Source organism: Pseudomonas sp. SDO5522_S412 (assembly GCF_054071215.1).
Genome location: NZ_JBSVWQ010000141.1, coordinates 1 through 15,463, shown reverse-complemented (window position 1 = coordinate 15,463; position 15,463 = coordinate 1). Strand labels below are relative to the sequence as shown.

The 15,463-nt window shown below is 62.6% G+C and carries 14 protein-coding genes; 2 read left to right on the top strand and 12 right to left on the bottom strand.

What is annotated here, in order from left to right:
- Nucleotides 1-99: 99 nt before the first annotated feature.
- The 9 genes from ACW9I6_RS22900 to ACW9I6_RS22860 form a co-directional block, all read right to left on the bottom strand.
- Nucleotides 100-1,230: an MFS transporter gene (locus tag ACW9I6_RS22900; RefSeq protein WP_457339870.1), complete on the bottom strand. Its 1,131-nt coding sequence runs from the start codon at nucleotides 1,228-1,230 to the stop codon at nucleotides 100-102.
- Nucleotides 1,231-1,305: 75 nt separating this feature from the next.
- Nucleotides 1,306-2,670: an MFS transporter gene (locus tag ACW9I6_RS22895; protein ID WP_023658995.1), complete on the bottom strand. Its 1,365-nt coding sequence runs from the start codon at nucleotides 2,668-2,670 to the stop codon at nucleotides 1,306-1,308.
- Nucleotides 2,671-2,762: 92 nt separating this feature from the next.
- A complete protein-coding gene (locus ACW9I6_RS22890; protein ID WP_003211278.1) occupies nucleotides 2,763-3,299 on the bottom strand; it encodes an alpha/beta fold hydrolase in 537 nt (178 codons plus the stop codon).
- Nucleotides 3,300-3,303: 4 nt separating this feature from the next.
- The gene (locus ACW9I6_RS22885) at nucleotides 3,304-4,080 is read right to left on the bottom strand and encodes an HvfC/BufC N-terminal domain-containing protein (RefSeq protein ID WP_003211277.1); all 777 of its coding nucleotides are present in this window, start codon (nucleotides 4,078-4,080) and stop codon (nucleotides 3,304-3,306) included.
- A complete protein-coding gene (gene bufB / locus ACW9I6_RS22880; RefSeq protein WP_087695391.1) occupies nucleotides 4,077-4,928 on the bottom strand; it encodes an MNIO family bufferin maturase in 852 nt (283 codons plus the stop codon). Before bufB ends, ACW9I6_RS22885 begins: the two co-directional genes overlap by 4 nt.
- 56 nt (nucleotides 4,929-4,984) lie before the next feature.
- The gene (gene bufA2 / locus ACW9I6_RS22875; RefSeq protein WP_003211275.1) at nucleotides 4,985-5,257 is read right to left on the bottom strand and encodes a BufA2 family periplasmic bufferin-type metallophore; all 273 of its coding nucleotides are present in this window, start codon (nucleotides 5,255-5,257) and stop codon (nucleotides 4,985-4,987) included.
- A 25-nt stretch (nucleotides 5,258-5,282) separates the two neighbouring features.
- On the bottom strand, nucleotides 5,283-6,050 hold the full coding sequence (locus ACW9I6_RS22870; protein WP_003211274.1) for an alpha/beta fold hydrolase: 768 nt from the start codon (nucleotides 6,048-6,050) through the stop codon (nucleotides 5,283-5,285).
- Nucleotides 6,051-6,095: 45 nt separating this feature from the next.
- Entirely contained in the window at nucleotides 6,096-6,524 is a 429-nt protein-coding gene (locus tag ACW9I6_RS22865; protein ID WP_003211272.1) for a DoxX family protein, read from the bottom strand.
- Nucleotides 6,521-6,793 carry a BufA1 family periplasmic bufferin-type metallophore gene (locus ACW9I6_RS22860; protein WP_003211270.1) on the bottom strand — a complete coding sequence of 91 codons (273 nt, stop codon included), beginning with the start codon at nucleotides 6,791-6,793 and terminating at the stop codon, nucleotides 6,521-6,523. Before ACW9I6_RS22860 ends, ACW9I6_RS22865 begins: the two co-directional genes overlap by 4 nt.
- 577 nt (nucleotides 6,794-7,370) lie before the next feature.
- Between ACW9I6_RS22860 and ACW9I6_RS22855 the strand changes: the two genes are divergently transcribed.
- Nucleotides 7,371-10,196 (top strand): ATP-binding protein, encoded by a 2,826-nt coding sequence (locus ACW9I6_RS22855; protein WP_457339869.1) that lies wholly within the window; start codon nucleotides 7,371-7,373, stop codon nucleotides 10,194-10,196.
- A gap of 92 nt (nucleotides 10,197-10,288) precedes the next feature.
- Here ACW9I6_RS22855 and ACW9I6_RS22850 read toward each other — a convergent pair whose 3' ends face one another.
- The 3 genes from ACW9I6_RS22850 to ACW9I6_RS22840 all read right to left on the bottom strand — a co-directional run bounded on the left by ACW9I6_RS22850 (nucleotide 10,289) and on the right by ACW9I6_RS22840 (nucleotide 12,779).
- On the bottom strand, nucleotides 10,289-10,738 hold the full coding sequence (locus ACW9I6_RS22850; RefSeq protein WP_043225222.1) for a hypothetical protein: 450 nt from the start codon (nucleotides 10,736-10,738) through the stop codon (nucleotides 10,289-10,291).
- 80 nt (nucleotides 10,739-10,818) lie between these two features.
- Entirely contained in the window at nucleotides 10,819-12,099 is a 1,281-nt protein-coding gene (locus ACW9I6_RS22845; protein WP_177023417.1) for a sensor histidine kinase, read from the bottom strand.
- Nucleotides 12,096-12,779 (bottom strand): response regulator transcription factor, encoded by a 684-nt coding sequence (locus tag ACW9I6_RS22840; RefSeq protein ID WP_008430480.1) that lies wholly within the window; start codon nucleotides 12,777-12,779, stop codon nucleotides 12,096-12,098. The genes ACW9I6_RS22845 and ACW9I6_RS22840 overlap by 4 nt, the downstream gene beginning before the upstream one ends.
- Before the next feature lie 213 nt (nucleotides 12,780-12,992).
- Between ACW9I6_RS22840 and bamA the strand changes: the two genes are divergently transcribed.
- Nucleotides 12,993-15,365: an outer membrane protein assembly factor BamA gene (gene bamA, locus ACW9I6_RS22835; protein WP_134326193.1), complete on the top strand. Its 2,373-nt coding sequence runs from the start codon at nucleotides 12,993-12,995 to the stop codon at nucleotides 15,363-15,365.
- Nucleotides 15,366-15,463 lie beyond the last annotated feature (98 nt).

Below are 15,463 nucleotides of genomic sequence, written 5' to 3'. Positions count from 1 at the left end.
GGCGTTTGCCAAAAGTGACCCGCTGTAAGAGCGGAACCCTAAGTGGCCGTTACCGAAGAAACGGATATGTACCCCATTCCCCTCACCCAACCCATCTCATCAAGCTGAAATCTTGGCCCGCCAGCAAAACACCGCACTGACCGCAATCGCCGCCCCCGCCACGCCAAACACCCAAGGCGCCGACGCCACCGGCAACAACAACCCAGCCAGCAAAGGCCCAAGCCCCGCCCCCACATCACGCCACACCGCATTCGACGCCAACGCCGAAACCCGCATCGCCCCCGGATTACGCTCCGCCACCAGCGTCGTCACCAACGGCAACTGCAACGCCCGCAACACCAACACCGCCGCCGCCCCCACAATCACCCAATGACTACCAAACGCCCCCAACGCCAACGCACTGAGAAACGAAAACAGCAGCAACATTGAAGTAGCACCAAACTGCTGCGCAGCACGCCCCCCCAGCGGACTCAGAAGCAACTCCGACACATAACGCAGCGCCATCAACCCACCGGCAATCAATACCGCATTGCCCCCCAGCAGCTTCTGCGCCTGAATCGACAGGCCAAAGATAAACAGCCCATCCAGCGCCACCCCTTCGATAAACGACCAGGTCGCCACACTGTCAGGCAACTTGAACCGCCGCCCCGGCGTGCCATGCAAATTGTGACCCGCAGTCGGCAACCCCCGCGCCATCCACAACCCCACCAGGCAACACACCGCCAGAATCCAGAAGATCGGCCGCGGCCCAACCCGCAACGTCAGCCACCCACCCAACGGCAAGGCCAGCATCGGCCCCAGGGCAATCAACGCCCGCGACCGCCCCGCCCGCCGCGCCGCACCCAGCGGTTCAGAGGTGGCCAAGACTTGAGTGGAAAGGTTCAACGCCGCAAAACACAGGCCCCAGACCAACCGCAGCCCGAGCAAGGCCGCAAACCCGGACAGCATCGAGTTGCCAAGGGCACACACCGCCGCCGCGCCGGCGGCAATGGAGCACGTCAGCCGATCACCGTTACGGGCGTAGAAATTCAGAACATGCTTGTAGCCGAAGATCCGCACCAGGCGGTTGGCCGCCAGCAGCACCCCGGCCTGGGCCAGGGTGATACCGAACGCCTGGGACTCCATCGGCAGCACCAGGTACAGCAACACGTCACTGGGCAGGCACAGGCCAAGGGTGAGCGCGGCACGGCGGGAGTGGGAATCAGCACTGCGTTGGGCCAGATCAGACATAAAAGCTGAAACATTCAGAATTATTTAGACGGCCACGGTAGCCGTCTACCTCAAGGTTTTACAAGGCCCAAATAATTAAACCTTGGCGCCGTCCTGCATCAGGCGCAACCCGCTGGCCACCGCGCCCACCAGGGCAAACCCGCAGCCCAGCCACAACGCGTACTGCGGGCCGCTGCTCAGGGACAGGTGGAAACACAACGCCACCAACGAAGCGCCGAGTGTCTGCCCCATCAAACGCGACGTGGCAACGATCCCGCTGGCTCCCCCGCTGCGGGCAATCGGTGCGCTGGTCATGATCGCCTTGAGGTTGGGCGACTGGAAAAAACCGAACCCGGCGCCACACAGGGCCATGCGCCAACCGATGTCGAAGGTCGAGGCGTCGTTGCCCAGGGTCGCCAGCGAGGCCATGCCCGCGCTCAACATCACCAGGCCGATGCCGCACAACAACGCCAGGGAGATACGGTCCGCCAGGCGCCCGGCAATCAGCGCCATCACCGCGACCACCGCCGGCCACGGCGTCATCAGGAAACCGGTGGCCACCTGGCTGTGCCCCAACACGGTTTGCAACAGGAACGGCAGCGACACAAACGCCAGCCCCTGGGCGCTGAACGCGCAAATCGCGGTGAGGGCCGACAAGGTGAACAGCGGGCGCTTGAACAGATCCACCGCCAGCATCGGCGCCGGGTGCCCGGCCTGACGGCGGATCAGCAACAGCCCGCACAGCAGCGCCACGGCGATCAGCCCCAGCGTCAACACCGCCTGCGCACCGTGCACCGCCGAGCCCAGGCCCAGCACCAGCAGGGCAAACAACCCGGCGCAGAGAATTGCCGCCAGCCGGTCGAAGGCATGCCCGGTGATCGGGATCACCGGAATCGCCCGCACCCCGAGCCACAAGGCCAATGCCCCAAGGGGCAGGTTGATCAGGTACAACCAGTGCCAGGTAGCCACCGATAGAATCGCCGACGCCGCCGTCGGCCCCAGGGTAAAGGCCAGCCCCACCACCAATGAGTTATACCCCAGCCCTCGGCCGAGGATTTTTGCCGGGTAGATATGCCGCAGCAGCGCAATGTTGACGCTCATGATTGCCGCAGCGCCCAGGCCCTGCACCACCCGGGCGGCAGTCAGCGTCGGCAGTGACCAGGCCAGCCCGCAAAACAGCGACGCCACCACAAACACCAGCAAGCCGCCGAGGAACACCCGGCGGTGGCCGACCACATCACTCAGGGACGCAAAGGGCAGTACCGCGGCAATGGTCGCCAACTGGTAGGCATTGACCACCCAGATCACCGAAGCGGAGTCGGTGCCAATCCCTTCGGCCAGGGTCGGCAACGCGGTGTTGACGATGGCCGTGTCGAGGGTCGCCATGCCGATCCCCAGGGAAATGGCGACAACCGCCGCTAGACGCTTATCACTGGGCAACCCATCAGCTACTGAAGACATGGACAATCCGCACACGTGGCAAAGGCGTCTAGATTACGGGCAGCGGCCTTTTTTTTCAGCGGGCAAATGCGCGGCTGTCGAAATATTCATGTTCAGGTGCGCCATTTGCCCATCTGCGCCATCTGCACCAGCACCTCGGCCAGGGCGGGCTGCGGCGCGCTGTTGACGGTGACCAGCGCCACACAGCGGCTCGGCCGCAAGGTGGCCGCTGCCGTGACGGCACGACCGCCGAGATCGAACCCACCCAGCACAGCCTCGGGAATGTGCAAGGCGTTCATCAGGTCCAGCACGTCCTGGCCGAGCACCACTTCCTGAGTGCTGGCGGGTGCCGCCTTGTCCAGCGGCGTGGTAGTGCCATGGCCGCGCAGGTACGGGGCAACCACCCGAAAGCCCTGGGACACCAGGTAGGGTGCGACCTCGGCGAAGCGCTCCAGGTCGCCGTCCGCGCCATGCAGCAAAATGATCGGCCGGCCGCCTTCCGGGCCGGCTTCGTAGTAGCCGATATCCAGCAGGTCGGTGCTGACCTGGCGGATCGTCCAACGGGCGGGCGTCGCCATGACCGGCAGTGACAACGCCACTGAAGCAATGGCGGTGGAAATCAGAAAGCGCCGGCGATTGAAAAAAGACATGGTGTTAGAGCTCCGAAAAATGCGACACAGAAAGGTCTTCAACGACCCCCACAATCAACTCGCTGCCGATCCAGCCGGCCAACAGCTCACCGGCTTTCGCGACGCCCTGCTCTTCCCCCAGGCGCGCTACCAGAAACTCGCACAACCCGGCAAAACTGCCGTCGCCTTGCAGGTGCACCAAGGCCTGGAACTCCAGCGCATCGACCTGGCGCAAGCGCGAGGTGAACTGGCGGCGCCACACCAGCAGCCCACCGGCCTCGGCCAGCATCACCGCCTCGGGCGCCGGGGTTTGCTGCCACAATGCCGACCAGATCGCCTCGGCGTTGGTGGTCAGCCCATGGCAGCGCAGCGACGGCGTGAGTTGCAGGCGTGCCGTGTCCCAATCCACCGACGCCAGCACGTCCATGGGCAACGGGCTGGCATCGGCGGCGACAAACGCTTCATTGAGCGACGACTCGATCCAGGCCAGTTCATGCACGTCGGGATTGTTGGGGAACAGTTCGCCCAGGGTCAGGTGAAAACCCTCGGGATAGACGTCCAGGGTCCAGGCATGGGGCGGATGCCGGTCGATATGGCTGACGCACGCGGCCAGGAACGCCTCGTCCCCGACCCAGCGCCGCAGGTTGGGAAACGCCTGTTCCAGGCAACCCACCAATTGCGCGCGGTAGTTGTTCTGATACACCGCCAGTCCCGCGGCCTTGTTACCCAACATCTCGGCCGACTGCTCCGAGGCACTCACCAGCCAGGTATGAAAAGCCTGCTGCCATTGCGCGAGATTCATGAGCGCACCTGCGCACGCTTGTAGGCCTCGGAGGCACCGAGCATGCGGGCGATCGACAGCTCCTCCAGCAGCTCTGCCAGGGGCGGGATCTCGTCATCGCGCTCGATCATCGTGGCGACCGGGCCGAGCAACGCAACGGCCTTGGCATACAAGTCCCAGACGCCATCACACACCGGGCTGTCGTGGCTGTCGATCAGCAAATCGCGGCCCTGGCTATGGCCGGCCAGGTGAATTTGCCGGACCCGCTCGGCCGGAATCCCGTCGAGAAACGCGAGAGCGTCAAAGCCATGGTTGCTGGCGCTGACAAACACATTATTGACGTCCAGCAACAGCTCGCAGCCGGTGCGCCGGGACATGGCGGCGATGAATTCCCACTCGCTCATGGACGCGCCATCAAAGGCCAGGTAGCTGGACGGGTTTTCAAACAGCATCGTGCGGCCCAACACTTCTTGAGCCAGGTCGATATTGGCGCAGACCCGGTCCAGTGCCTCATGGGTGTAAGGCACCGGCAGCAGATCATGGGAGTTGAAACCCCCGCTGCGGGACCAGCTCAAGTGGTCGGACACAAACAGCGGTTCGATCTCGTCCACCAGCGACTTGAGGCGTTTCAGGTAATCGCGATCGAGGCCCTCGGCCGTGCCGATCGACATCGACACCCCGTGCAGCGCCACCGGATACCGCTCGCGAATCTGGCGCAGGATGTGCCGGGGCTGGCCGCCCGCGACCATGAAATTCTCGGAGATCACTTCAACGAAATCCACCGCCACCGGGTTCTCCAGGAACTCGCTGTAGTGTTCCTTGCGCAGCCCCAGGCCATAGCCTGGAAAACGCGGGTTGGGTGTCGGCATCATGTGGTCTCCGTTGCATAAATAGGCGGCGGGCCCAACCTGGGCCCGCCGGGGTGTTACTTCGGTTCGGTAGTGGTGCCGCCCAGCTTCAGGCACTCGGACGGGGTCTTGACGACAACGCCCTGGCCCTTGCAGCTGTTGAGGCCCTTGCAATCGTTCTTGGCCGTGGCGCACAGGCTTTCGCCCTTGCAGTTGTTCACGCCGTAGCAGCGACCCGGTTGTTCCGGCTGGTCGGCGGCGCTGGCGGCGGCCGCGAAGGAAGCGGACGCCATGGCGATCAGGGCGGCAGCAGTGGCAAGGCTCAAGCGGGATTTGATGGATGTGCTCATGGGTATTACTCCTCGGGGGTGGGGTTTATTTGATGACGGATGCCGCGTCTTCGATGACCTTCGCCACAGCCTCGGGCTGGGAGATGTACACCGAGTGGCTGGCCTTGATTTCAGTGACTTTCGAGCCGGCGCGCTTGTACATCCAGCGCTGCAGATCGGGGCTCAGGGCACGGTCTTCGGTGGACACCACGGCGTAGGTCGGCTTCTTGTGCCAGGCCGCGGCCCACACGGTGCCGCCGAACAGCGCGGTGGTGGCCGGCACCTGGGAGGCGGCCATGAAGTCGGTGCGGTTGGTGGTCAGGTCGGCAGCAAAATCGGCATTGAACTTGGTGCGATCAAAGAACAGATGCCCGTCGCGGGTCTGCATCACGTCATTGCTCGGCGCCGGCATCGACGACAGCAGCTGGCTCATGTTCTCGCCGACTTCCGGTTGCAGGGCCGAGACATAGACCATCGACTTGACCTTGTCGCGGTCACCGGCAATCGAGATCACCCCGCCGCCGGAGCTGTGACCCACCAGCACCACCGGGCCGACCTGCTGCTCCAGCACTTCGCGGGCCTCGGCCACGTCGGCGGCGAGGCTTTCATGGCCCTGATGCACCACGGTGACCTTGTAGCCCTTGTGAATCAGGATGTCGTGCACCACTCGCCAGCCGGAGCCGTCGACAAAGGAACCGGGCACGATCACCACGCTTTTACCGGTGCCCGGCTGGGGCTTGGCTGCATCGGCGGCCGAGGCCACCAACGGTGTAGCGAGTGCCATGGCGATCGCCAGGGAAGAAAGAATACGCATGCGACTCTCCACAGGCCTTGGGGCCTGATCATTGTTGTGAAAGGGTTAACGGCGTTGGCCGGACAGCACGCGGTCCAGTGACCAGGCCCCGCCGCCATACGCCAGCAGCGGCAGCAACAGCCCGGCCCAGGTCAGGTGGGTCGGCCAGGCGTCGGGGTATACGAACACCTCGATCACCAGGGTCATGCCCAACAGCGCGGCAGCCGCCGGGCGGGTCAGCAGGCCCAGCACCAGCAACAGCGGGAACAGATGCTCGGCGTAGGTCGCCAGGTGCGCTGCCCAGTCCGGCGGCACCAGCGGCAAGGCGTATTCCGAGCGAAACAAGGTGTAGGTCGACGGCTTGAGCTGCAGGAAACCGGTCACCTTGGTGCGGCCCGAGAGGAAAAACACCGAAGCGATCCCGAGGCGGGCCACCAGCAACAGCAGCGCCTCAGGCAGCACACGCTTGAGCACCGCAGGGGCCAGGGCAATCATGGTTGTTCCGTCAGGCTGCCGAAGCCTTTGGGGGTTTTGATCTGGGTGCAGGTGCCTTTGTCCACCAGCACCCAGGCGTTGCCCTGGTAATCCGCCTTGGCGGTGCCGGCGCAGGAAGTCCCGGCACCGGCGGCGCAATCGTTGGCACCGGCGAGGGACACGCCGAAGCATTTTTCCTGAGGCTTGGCATCCTCGGCATGGGCGGTGGCGGCGAAGGCACCGAGGGACAGTGCGAGGGTGGCGGCAAGGGCTGCGTAATGGCGCTTCATTGTTGAATCTCCTGGCTTGACTGAATGTGGCCAGGGCGCTTGTGCGGTGGGTGACCGCCTGCGCCATCTGGTAGACAGATTTAAAGCCAGGCGTGTATCCCGTCTGTGTCGCGTTTCCTCCTTCTATTCATGCCGGTGTATCAGGTGGGTGCTGATACACAGTCTGATACACAGCCAAAAAAACCACGCCAAACCACCGCCGTTTTATTCGGCATCCCGAACGACACAATTAGAAATATTCGCCTTTCCGAACACCCACCTTCCCCCGCTTTCGACGACCTCAAAAATCCCCATAAATTTCATACGGTTGTTGTCATCTTTGTTACATGCCAACTGGCATACATTCTGCTACATCAGGTTTTCTAGTAATAAAATGTTTCTAAATTGAAACAGTCTCATCGCCTGAAACCCAACGGCCCCGCGCCCTATAACAACGTCCATGCCCCAAAGGAGGGCGACAACTCTCACCTTTTTGATCGACTTCAACTCTCCAAGCCTGCTGCCGCACGTAAGCACCCAAAAGGGCGAATGGCCTGATCGCCAATAACAAGCCCGACTACAAAAAAAGGACAAATTGATGAGTTCGAGCAAATACCCCGCAGTGTCCTTCACGGACCTCGTCCCCCAGGCCCCGGACCACACCGAGAATGCAATCGGTTTCGGCCCCTTTCTCTTGTTGGCGCGCCAGCATGTATTGCTGCGCAACGGCGAGCCGGTGACCCTCGGCAGCCGCGCCTTGTACTTGCTGATCGCCCTCGCCAGCCGGGCTGGCGAGTTGCTGGAAAAGTCCGAGCTGATCTCTTTCGCCTGGCCCAAGGTGGTGGTGGAGGAATGCAACCTGCGCGCGCAGATCGTTGCGCTGCGCCGGGCGCTGGGGGATGACGGCAACTTCAGCTACATCGTCACCGTGCCGGGCCGGGGTTATCGGTTTGTCGCGCCGGTGACAATGCAGGCAGTGAGTGAAGGCGCCATCGCCCAGGCGCTGGTACCCGCCCCGACGGTGGACGTGCCCAACCTGCAACCGCCGCCCAGCACAGTGATTGGTCGCGAACAGCTGATCCTGAGCCTGGCCGACCAGGTACTGAGCCAGCGTTTCGTGACCATCACCGGCCCCGGCGGCATCGGCAAGACCACCGTGGCCCTGGCCGTGGCGCAACTGCTGCAGGGCCGCTTTCACCAGGGCATGTGCTTCGTCGACCTGGCCCCCGCCACCAGCGGCCAATGGGTGGCCGGCATGCTCGCCAACGCCCTGGGCATTCAAAGCGTAAGTGACGAGCCCTTGCAAAGCGTGGCCTCGATGCTCGCCAACAGCCCGTTGCTGCTGGTGCTCGACAACTGCGAACACGTGCTGCAAGCCACCGCCGACGCGGTCGAGGTGCTGCTGCGTTGCGCGCCCCAGTGCTGCGTGCTGACCACCAGCCGCGAGCCGCTGCGGGCCGAGGGCGAACGGGTGCACGACCTCGCACCGCTGCTGGTGCCGGACGAAGACTTAAGCCTGAGTGCCGAGCAAGCCATGACGTGGTCCGGCATCGCCCTGTTCATCGAACGGGTCAAGGCCCTCGACCCCGGCTTCGTGTTCAAGGACACCGACGTCGCCGCCGCCAGCGCCATCTGCCGCAAGCTCGACAGCAACGCCCTGGCCATCGAAATCGCCGCGGCGCGGGTCCGCACCTTTGGCATCCAGGACCTGGTGGGGTTGCTCGACGGCAGCTTCCGCCTGCAAATGACCGGCCGGCGCACCGCCCTCGCCCGCCACCGTTCACTGAGCGCGACCCTGGACTGGACCTACTCGATGCTCACCGGCGACGAACAGGCCATGTTGCGCCAACTGGCGGTGTTCACCGGTTCTTTTACCCTGGACGCGGTCAAGGCCATGACCGCCAGCAGCACCCTCGATGCACGCAATGCCCTGCCCTTGCTTGAAAGCCTGATGGACAAGTCGCTGCTGATCGCCGGTGAATCGCAGTTGCTCAAGCGCTACCGCCTGCTGGAAACCACCCGCGCCTACGCCCTGGAGAAACTCAACGAACACGGCGAAGCCGACGCCACCCGCCAGCGTCATGCACTGTATGCGCTGGGCGTATTGCAGGAAGCCGGGCAGACCCTCGACGGGCTTTCTCCCGAGACCTGGATCGGCCTCTACGGCCCGGAAATCAACACCATCCGCACCGCGCTGGAGTGGGCCTTTTCAGCCTCGGGCGACCTGCCCACCGGCATCGAACTGACCCTGGGCGGTGTGCCTTTGTGGCTGCGCCTGTCGCTGGTCAGCGAGTGCCGTACCTGGGTCGACAAAGGCCTGGCCAGCGCCGCCACCACCCCGCTGCCGCTGCGCCAGCGCATGCTGTTGCAAACCGCCCTGGCCAGCGTGCTGATGCTCACCTATGGCACCGGCGGGCCAATGCGCGAAGCCTGGCGCCAGGTGCGTGAAGACGCCCGCGACCTGGGCGATGCCGAGCACAAGCTGCGGGCGCTGTGGGGCCTGTGGAGTGACCGCTGCGGCTGCAACCAGTACGCCGAAGCACTGGAATTGGCCGAGCGCTACATCAGCCTGAGCCACAGCGGCAACCAGCAACTGCTGGGTAAACGTATGCGCGCGCTGGCGTTGTTTCACATGGGCGACCTGGCCGGCGCCCGACAGAATATCGACGAGGCGCTGGGGTCACCGTCAGCGCCGCGCTCGCATATTATCGACGTGCATTTTGACCAGCGCATCGCCGCCCGCTGCCTCAAGGCACAGGTGCAGTTGCTGGAAGGCGATGTCGACCCGGCGCTGCGCCTGATCGGCAGTTGCGTCGATGAAGCCATCACCCTCGATCACCCCGCGACCCTCTGGTACACCCTGTGCCTGGGGGCAATTCCCCTGGCGCTGTTGGCGTCCAACCTGCCCAAGGTGCGGTACTACCTGGGCTTGCTGCAAGACAGCACGACCCAGCAGGACCTGCACATCTGGCGTCAGTTTCGGCTGTGCTTCGAGAGCATCCTGCTGATCCGCCAGGGGTCGCCCGAAGAAGGCGTGCCGTTGCTGGGTGAGGCCTTGCATCACCTGCATGGCCAAGGCGATAGCCAGCTTTATAGCTTGCTGCGTTGTGAATACGCCCTGGGGCTGGCGCGGCTGGGCCTGGAGAAACTGGCGCTGGAGGTGTTGGAAGACACCCTGCAATTGGCGCTGGGCCGGCATGAGCGCTGGTTCGTGCCGCAGATGTTGCGGATCAAGGCGCAGCTGATTCTGCGTCAGGCCCAGTACGGGTCGGTGGACAAGGCCAAGGTGTTGCTGCGCCAGGCGTGGGTGGATGCGCAACTGGCCGGGGCGCATTTCTGGCGGGCGCAGATTGCCAGTGACCTGGCCAGGTTGCAGGAGCCGAAGATGCGGATTGCTTCGTTGCCAAGGTTTCAGCACCGGTAGAGGCTGCCGGCATGTAACGGTAAAAAGGGGACAGATCTATTTTATAAATAAATCTGTCCCCTTTTCGCTCTTTTTGAACTCCGGCAGCCGCGCTATTGATCCGCCGCATAAATGACGGTTTGCGCACTGTCGGGTGCAGCGGGTCGGCGGGTGAAGTAGGTGTCGCCTTCATCCGTATGAATCTCGTATTCAAACTTGCTGGTCGCGCGGCCCGTGGCGGTGGCGTGCTTGATGATCTTCAGCACGCGCTGGAATTTCACACTTTGGGTGCCGTTCTGGTTGGGCCCGGTGAGCACGTTGACACTTTGAAACCAGCCGTCGTTCTTCTTGTTCGCCACCAGGGCGCCGGTCATGGCTTCAAACCGCTCCAGCCGGGTAAAGCCCCACAATGTCTGCTCTTCCACGGTTTGGCCGAGGGCCGCAGAGCCGGTAAACACGAACAGGTTGATCGCCGGGCTGTCTTCACAGAAGAAATCGTAAGGCACCAGGCCGTCGACCATTTTCTTGCCGGCCACGAAGCCTTTTTTGTGCACCTGAAACATCGCCACCTCCACGCCAATGGCGTCACTGAACATCAGCTCACGCAGGAGAAAAGTCTAAAGGCGCAGGGCGTACAGGGCGGTCAAGCCAATGTAATATCGTGTAAAGATCCCACCCGAGGCAGGATGATTTCCACGCTCAACCCGCCGGACGGCTCGTTGTGCGCCTCGATGGTGCCGCCATGCATTTCCACGGACCTCAAGGCGATCGCCAGGCCCAGTCCGAAACCGGCATCGGTGTCATTCGGGCCACGTTCGAAAGGTTCGAAAATACTCCGCAACCGCAGGTTTTCAACACCCGGCCCCTGATCGGTGATCAACACCCGCAGCCAACGGTTGTCGGGGCTGACCTCCGCCGAAACCCGCACCGTGGTATCAGGCTGCGTGTAGCGCACGGCATTTCGAATGACATTTTCGAAACACCGATACAGCAGCTCGCCGCTGGCCCGACTGACAAAGTCCGGACACGCCTGCAAGCTGACACTGCAGCCTTTGATACCCGCCTCGAACTGAGCATCCTCGACAATCACGGCCAGCAATTCGACGATATCCACCGGCTCGCGCTCGATGCTTTCGGGACGGCCCTGCACACGCGCCAGGGTCAGCAGCGCCTCGATCAGCGTGTCCATGCGCGCCGATTCACGCTGGATGCGCCCGAGCATTTCCTGGCGTGCCGGGTCTTGCTGCAACAGCCCGATGGCCACTTGCAGGCGCGTCAACGGTGAGCGCAGTTCATGGGAGATGTCGTGCAGCAGCTGTTGCTGGGCCTCCACCAGCAGCTTGAGCTGGTTGGCCATGCGGTCGCAGTCTTCGGCCAGGTCGACGATTTCATCACGGCGCTTGCCCATCATCGGCCGCACCCGGGTTTCGAAGCGGCCCAGCGCAACGTCGCCCATCGCCCGCCGCAGATAAGCCAGCGGCCACGCCAGGTAGTAGGCCATGTACCCACTGAACAGCGCGCTCATCAGCGTGCCGATGATCAGCGGGATCCAGTGGCCCAGGCGCCCGGGTTCGTGGGGAGGATGGGAAGACCTGAGGGACAGCGCGGCCCCGTCCTTGCTGATCAGCGACTTTTCATAAGCCACCTGCGAGACCGGCGTGCCGGCCAGCAATTGACCGGCACTGTCATAAACGCCAATGGCTTGGCCGTGGGGTGGCTGCCACACCGCCAGGAGCTGGCGGCCCGACTCGACACCGTACTGTTCCAGCAACTGTTCTTCGCTGGCCAGGATCGCATCCAGATGATGGTCCCCGGGGCCCAGGCTGCCCGCCACGAGAATGCTCAAGCCCACCAGGAACGTCAGGCTGGTGGCCAGCCAAAAGGCCAGGAACAGTTTCCAGAACAGCCGGCTGGGTTTCATCATTCGGCGATCAACAGGTAACCGAGGCCGCGCACGCTCTGGATCCAGGCCTTGGCATCCGGGCGCGGGCCCAATTTCTGGCGAATGCTGCTGATGTGCACGTCGATGCGTCGGTCGTAACGGGTCAACGGGCAGCCCAGGGCATTGAGGGACAGGTCCTTTTTGCTCACCACCTGGCCGGCGCACCGGGCCAGCACTTCAAGCAGGCTGAATTCGGTACTGGTCAGCCCCAGCTCGCAACCGTTCCAACGGGCCTGGCGTTTGCCGGGCCACAGCATCAGGGCGCCGGTCGTTATGACCTCCCCGGTCGGCTGGCCCACGGGTTGCACCCGGCGCATGATCGCGCGCAGGCGCGCCACCAGTTCACCCGGGGAACTGGGCTTGGGCACGTAATCGTCCGCGCCAAGCTCCAGCCCGGTGATCCGGTCGATGTTGTCGCCCCGGGCCGTGAGCAACACCACCGGCACCTGGCTGCTGGCGCGGATGCGCCTGAGCACTTCTATGCCCGACAGCCTGGGCAGCATCACGTCCAGCACCACAATGCTGTAGCGCCCCGACAGTGCCTCGACCTCACCCTCCTCGCCGGTGTGCACGCAGGTCGCCTCAAAGCCTTCATGCTCCAGGTATTGGCCCAGCATTTCAGTCAGTTCCTGGTCATCGTCGACTAGCAATACGCGGATCATGGCGAGCTCGTGAAAGGGTACCCCCACAGTATCGCCCAGCCTCATCGCCCCGGGGCCAACCTTTACCTAACTTGACACTTGGTTAACCGCACCAAACCCCCGGCGCTCTTATGCTTGCCGTCCACCCGTCTGGCCGCGTCGTGGTGACCCGCCTGCGGCGAGTCATCCCGGCGCGCTTGCGCTGCTTGTCGATGTGTTCTGGAAAAGATCTTGATGAATTTTTCGCGCCTGCTCTGCTCGGTTGCGCTGCTGCTCAATGTCACACTTGCACACGCTGAAGCCTTCAAAATCTCGGATATCCGTATCAACGGTCTGCAACGGGTCTCGGCGGGCAGCGTGTTTGGTGCCTTGCCGCTGAACGTGGGGGACGAAGCGGATGACCGACGGCTGGTGGATTCCACCCGTGCGTTGTTCAAGACCGGCTTCTTCCAGGACATCCAATTGAGCCGCGACGGCACGGTGCTGATCATCAATGTGGTCGAGCGCCCATCGGTGTCCAGCATCGAGTTCGAAGGCAACAAGGCCATCTCCACCGAAGACCTGCTCAAGGGCATGAAGCAGTCGGGCCTGGCCGAGGGCGAGATCTTCCAGCGCGCCACCCTGGAAGGCATGCGCAACGAACTGCAGCGCCAGTACGTGGCCCAGGGTCGCTATTCGGCCACGGTCGACACCGAAGTGCTGCCGCAGCCGCGTAACCGCGTGGGCCTGAAGGTCAAGATCGACGAAGGCTCCGTGGCCGCGATCCAGCACATCAACGTGGTGGGCAACCACGTGTTTACCGACAAGGAACTGATCGGCACGTTCACCCTCAAGACCAGCAACTGGCTGTCGTTCTTCACCAACGATGACAAGTACGCCCGTGAAAAACTCACCGGGGACCTGGAACGCCTGCGCTCCTATTACCTGGACCGTGGTTATATCAACATGGACATCACCTCGACCCAGGTGTCCATCACCCCGGACAAGAAGCACGTCTATATCACCGTCAACATCAACGAAGGCGAGAAATACACGGTGCGTGACGTGAAGCTCAGCGGCGACTTGAAAGTGCCCCAGGACCAGCTTGAAGCCCTGTTGCTGGTGCAGAAAGGCCAGGTGTTCTCGCGCAAGCTGATGACCACCACCTCGGACCTGATCACCCGGCGCCTGGGTAACGACGGCTACACCTTCGCCAACGTCAACGGCATGCCCACGCCCCACGATGAAGACCACACCGTGGACATCGTGTTTGCGGTCGACCCGGGCAAACGGGCCTATGTGAACCGCATCAACTTCCGTGGCAACACCAAGACCGACGACCAGGTGCTGCGCCGGGAAATGCGCCAGATGGAAGGTGGCTGGGCGTCGACCTACCTGATCGACCAGTCCAAGGTTCGCCTTGAGCGCCTGGGCTTCTTCAAGGAGGTCAACGTCGAAACCCCAGCCGTGGCGGGGGTCGACGACCAGCTTGATGTGAACTACGCGGTCGAAGAACAAGCGTCCGGCTCGATTACCGCCAGCGTCGGTTTTGCCCAGGATGCCGGGCTGATCCTTGGCGGTTCGATCACCCAGAACAACTTCCTGGGCACCGGAGATTATGCCAGCCTGGGCCTGACCCGCTCGCAGTACCAGAGCAAGTACAACATTGGCTTTACCAACCCCTACTTCACGCCGGACGGGGTGAGCCTGGGCTATAACGCGTTCTACAGTGCCACCGATTACAACAACTACTACGACGATGGCAGCGGTGTTTCCTACTACTCCATCAACAGTTACGGCCTGGGGGCCACACTCGGCTACCCGATCAATGAAACCTCGCGGTTGAGTTTCGGCCTGACGGTGCAACACGACAGTATCGACCCGGGCATCTACAGCTCTGATGAGATCTACGATTTTCTTCAGCGCGAAGGCAGTGAGTTCACCAACTTCAAGGCGAATCTTGGGTGGTCGGAGTCGACGTTGAACAAAGGCGTGATGCCGACCCGTGGTTACTCGCAGAACCTGAACCTGACGGTGACGCTTCCGGGTAGTGACTTGAGTTTCTACAAACTCGATTATTCCGGGCAGACATTTGTGCCGATCACCAATTCGACGACGCTGCGTTTGCATACCAAGCTCGGTTACGCCAACGGGTACGGCTCGACGGACGGCCTGCCGTTTTATGAAAACTACACGGCCGGGGGTGAAGGTTCGGTGCGCGGGTTTGAAAGCGGCACGCTTGGGCCGCGCAGTACGCCGGCGACCGGGGCGTATGCCAGTGCGGGCCAGCAGTACTACAGCGACCGCAGTCCCGAGGCGTTGGGGGGCAACATCCTGATTACCGGGGGGGCGGAATATCTGTTTCCGATGCCGTTCCTTAAAGATAATAAGTCGGTGCGTACGTCTGTGTTCTGGGATGTGGGTAACGTTTATTCGGACAAGTGTGCCCTCAGTACTACCCAGGGTTGTAATGGGGTTGACCTGAGCCAGCTGGGCGCTTCTGTGGGGGTTGGGGCTACGTGGTACAGCCCGTTGGGGCCGTTGAGTATCAACCTGGCGTTGCCGGTTCGTACGCCGGAGAATGCGACCAAGCAGGTGTTCCAGTTCTCCATGGGGCAGAATTTCTGATCTGCCTGGGTACATATCCGTTTTTGCGGTTATGGCCGCTATTGGTTCCGCTCTTACAGCGGCTCACTTTTGAAAAGCGCAAAAGTAAGCAAAACGCT

Coding starts and splice junctions, on each gene's coding strand:
- ACW9I6_RS22900 (WP_457339870.1), bottom strand. CDS start 1,230: ATGTCTGATCTGGCCCAACGCAGTGCTGATTCCCACTCCCGCCGTGCC.
- ACW9I6_RS22895 (WP_023658995.1), bottom strand. CDS start 2,670: ATGTCTTCAGTAGCTGATGGGTTGCCCAGTGATAAGCGTCTAGCGGCG.
- ACW9I6_RS22890 (WP_003211278.1), bottom strand. CDS start 3,299: ATGTCTTTTTTCAATCGCCGGCGCTTTCTGATTTCCACCGCCATTGCT.
- ACW9I6_RS22885 (WP_003211277.1), bottom strand. CDS start 4,080: ATGAATCTCGCGCAATGGCAGCAGGCTTTTCATACCTGGCTGGTGAGT.
- bufB (WP_087695391.1), bottom strand. CDS start 4,928: ATGCCGACACCCAACCCGCGTTTTCCAGGCTATGGCCTGGGGCTGCGC.
- bufA2 (WP_003211275.1), bottom strand. CDS start 5,257: ATGAGCACATCCATCAAATCCCGCTTGAGCCTTGCCACTGCTGCCGCC.
- ACW9I6_RS22870 (WP_003211274.1), bottom strand. CDS start 6,050: ATGCGTATTCTTTCTTCCCTGGCGATCGCCATGGCACTCGCTACACCG.
- ACW9I6_RS22865 (WP_003211272.1), bottom strand. CDS start 6,524: ATGATTGCCCTGGCCCCTGCGGTGCTCAAGCGTGTGCTGCCTGAGGCG.
- ACW9I6_RS22860 (WP_003211270.1), bottom strand. CDS start 6,793: ATGAAGCGCCATTACGCAGCCCTTGCCGCCACCCTCGCACTGTCCCTC.
- ACW9I6_RS22855 (WP_457339869.1), top strand. CDS start 7,371: ATGAGTTCGAGCAAATACCCCGCAGTGTCCTTCACGGACCTCGTCCCC.
- ACW9I6_RS22850 (WP_043225222.1), bottom strand. CDS start 10,738: ATGTTTCAGGTGCACAAAAAAGGCTTCGTGGCCGGCAAGAAAATGGTC.
- ACW9I6_RS22845 (WP_177023417.1), bottom strand. CDS start 12,099: ATGATGAAACCCAGCCGGCTGTTCTGGAAACTGTTCCTGGCCTTTTGG.
- ACW9I6_RS22840 (WP_008430480.1), bottom strand. CDS start 12,779: ATGATCCGCGTATTGCTAGTCGACGATGACCAGGAACTGACTGAAATG.
- bamA (WP_134326193.1), top strand. CDS start 12,993: ATGAATTTTTCGCGCCTGCTCTGCTCGGTTGCGCTGCTGCTCAATGTC.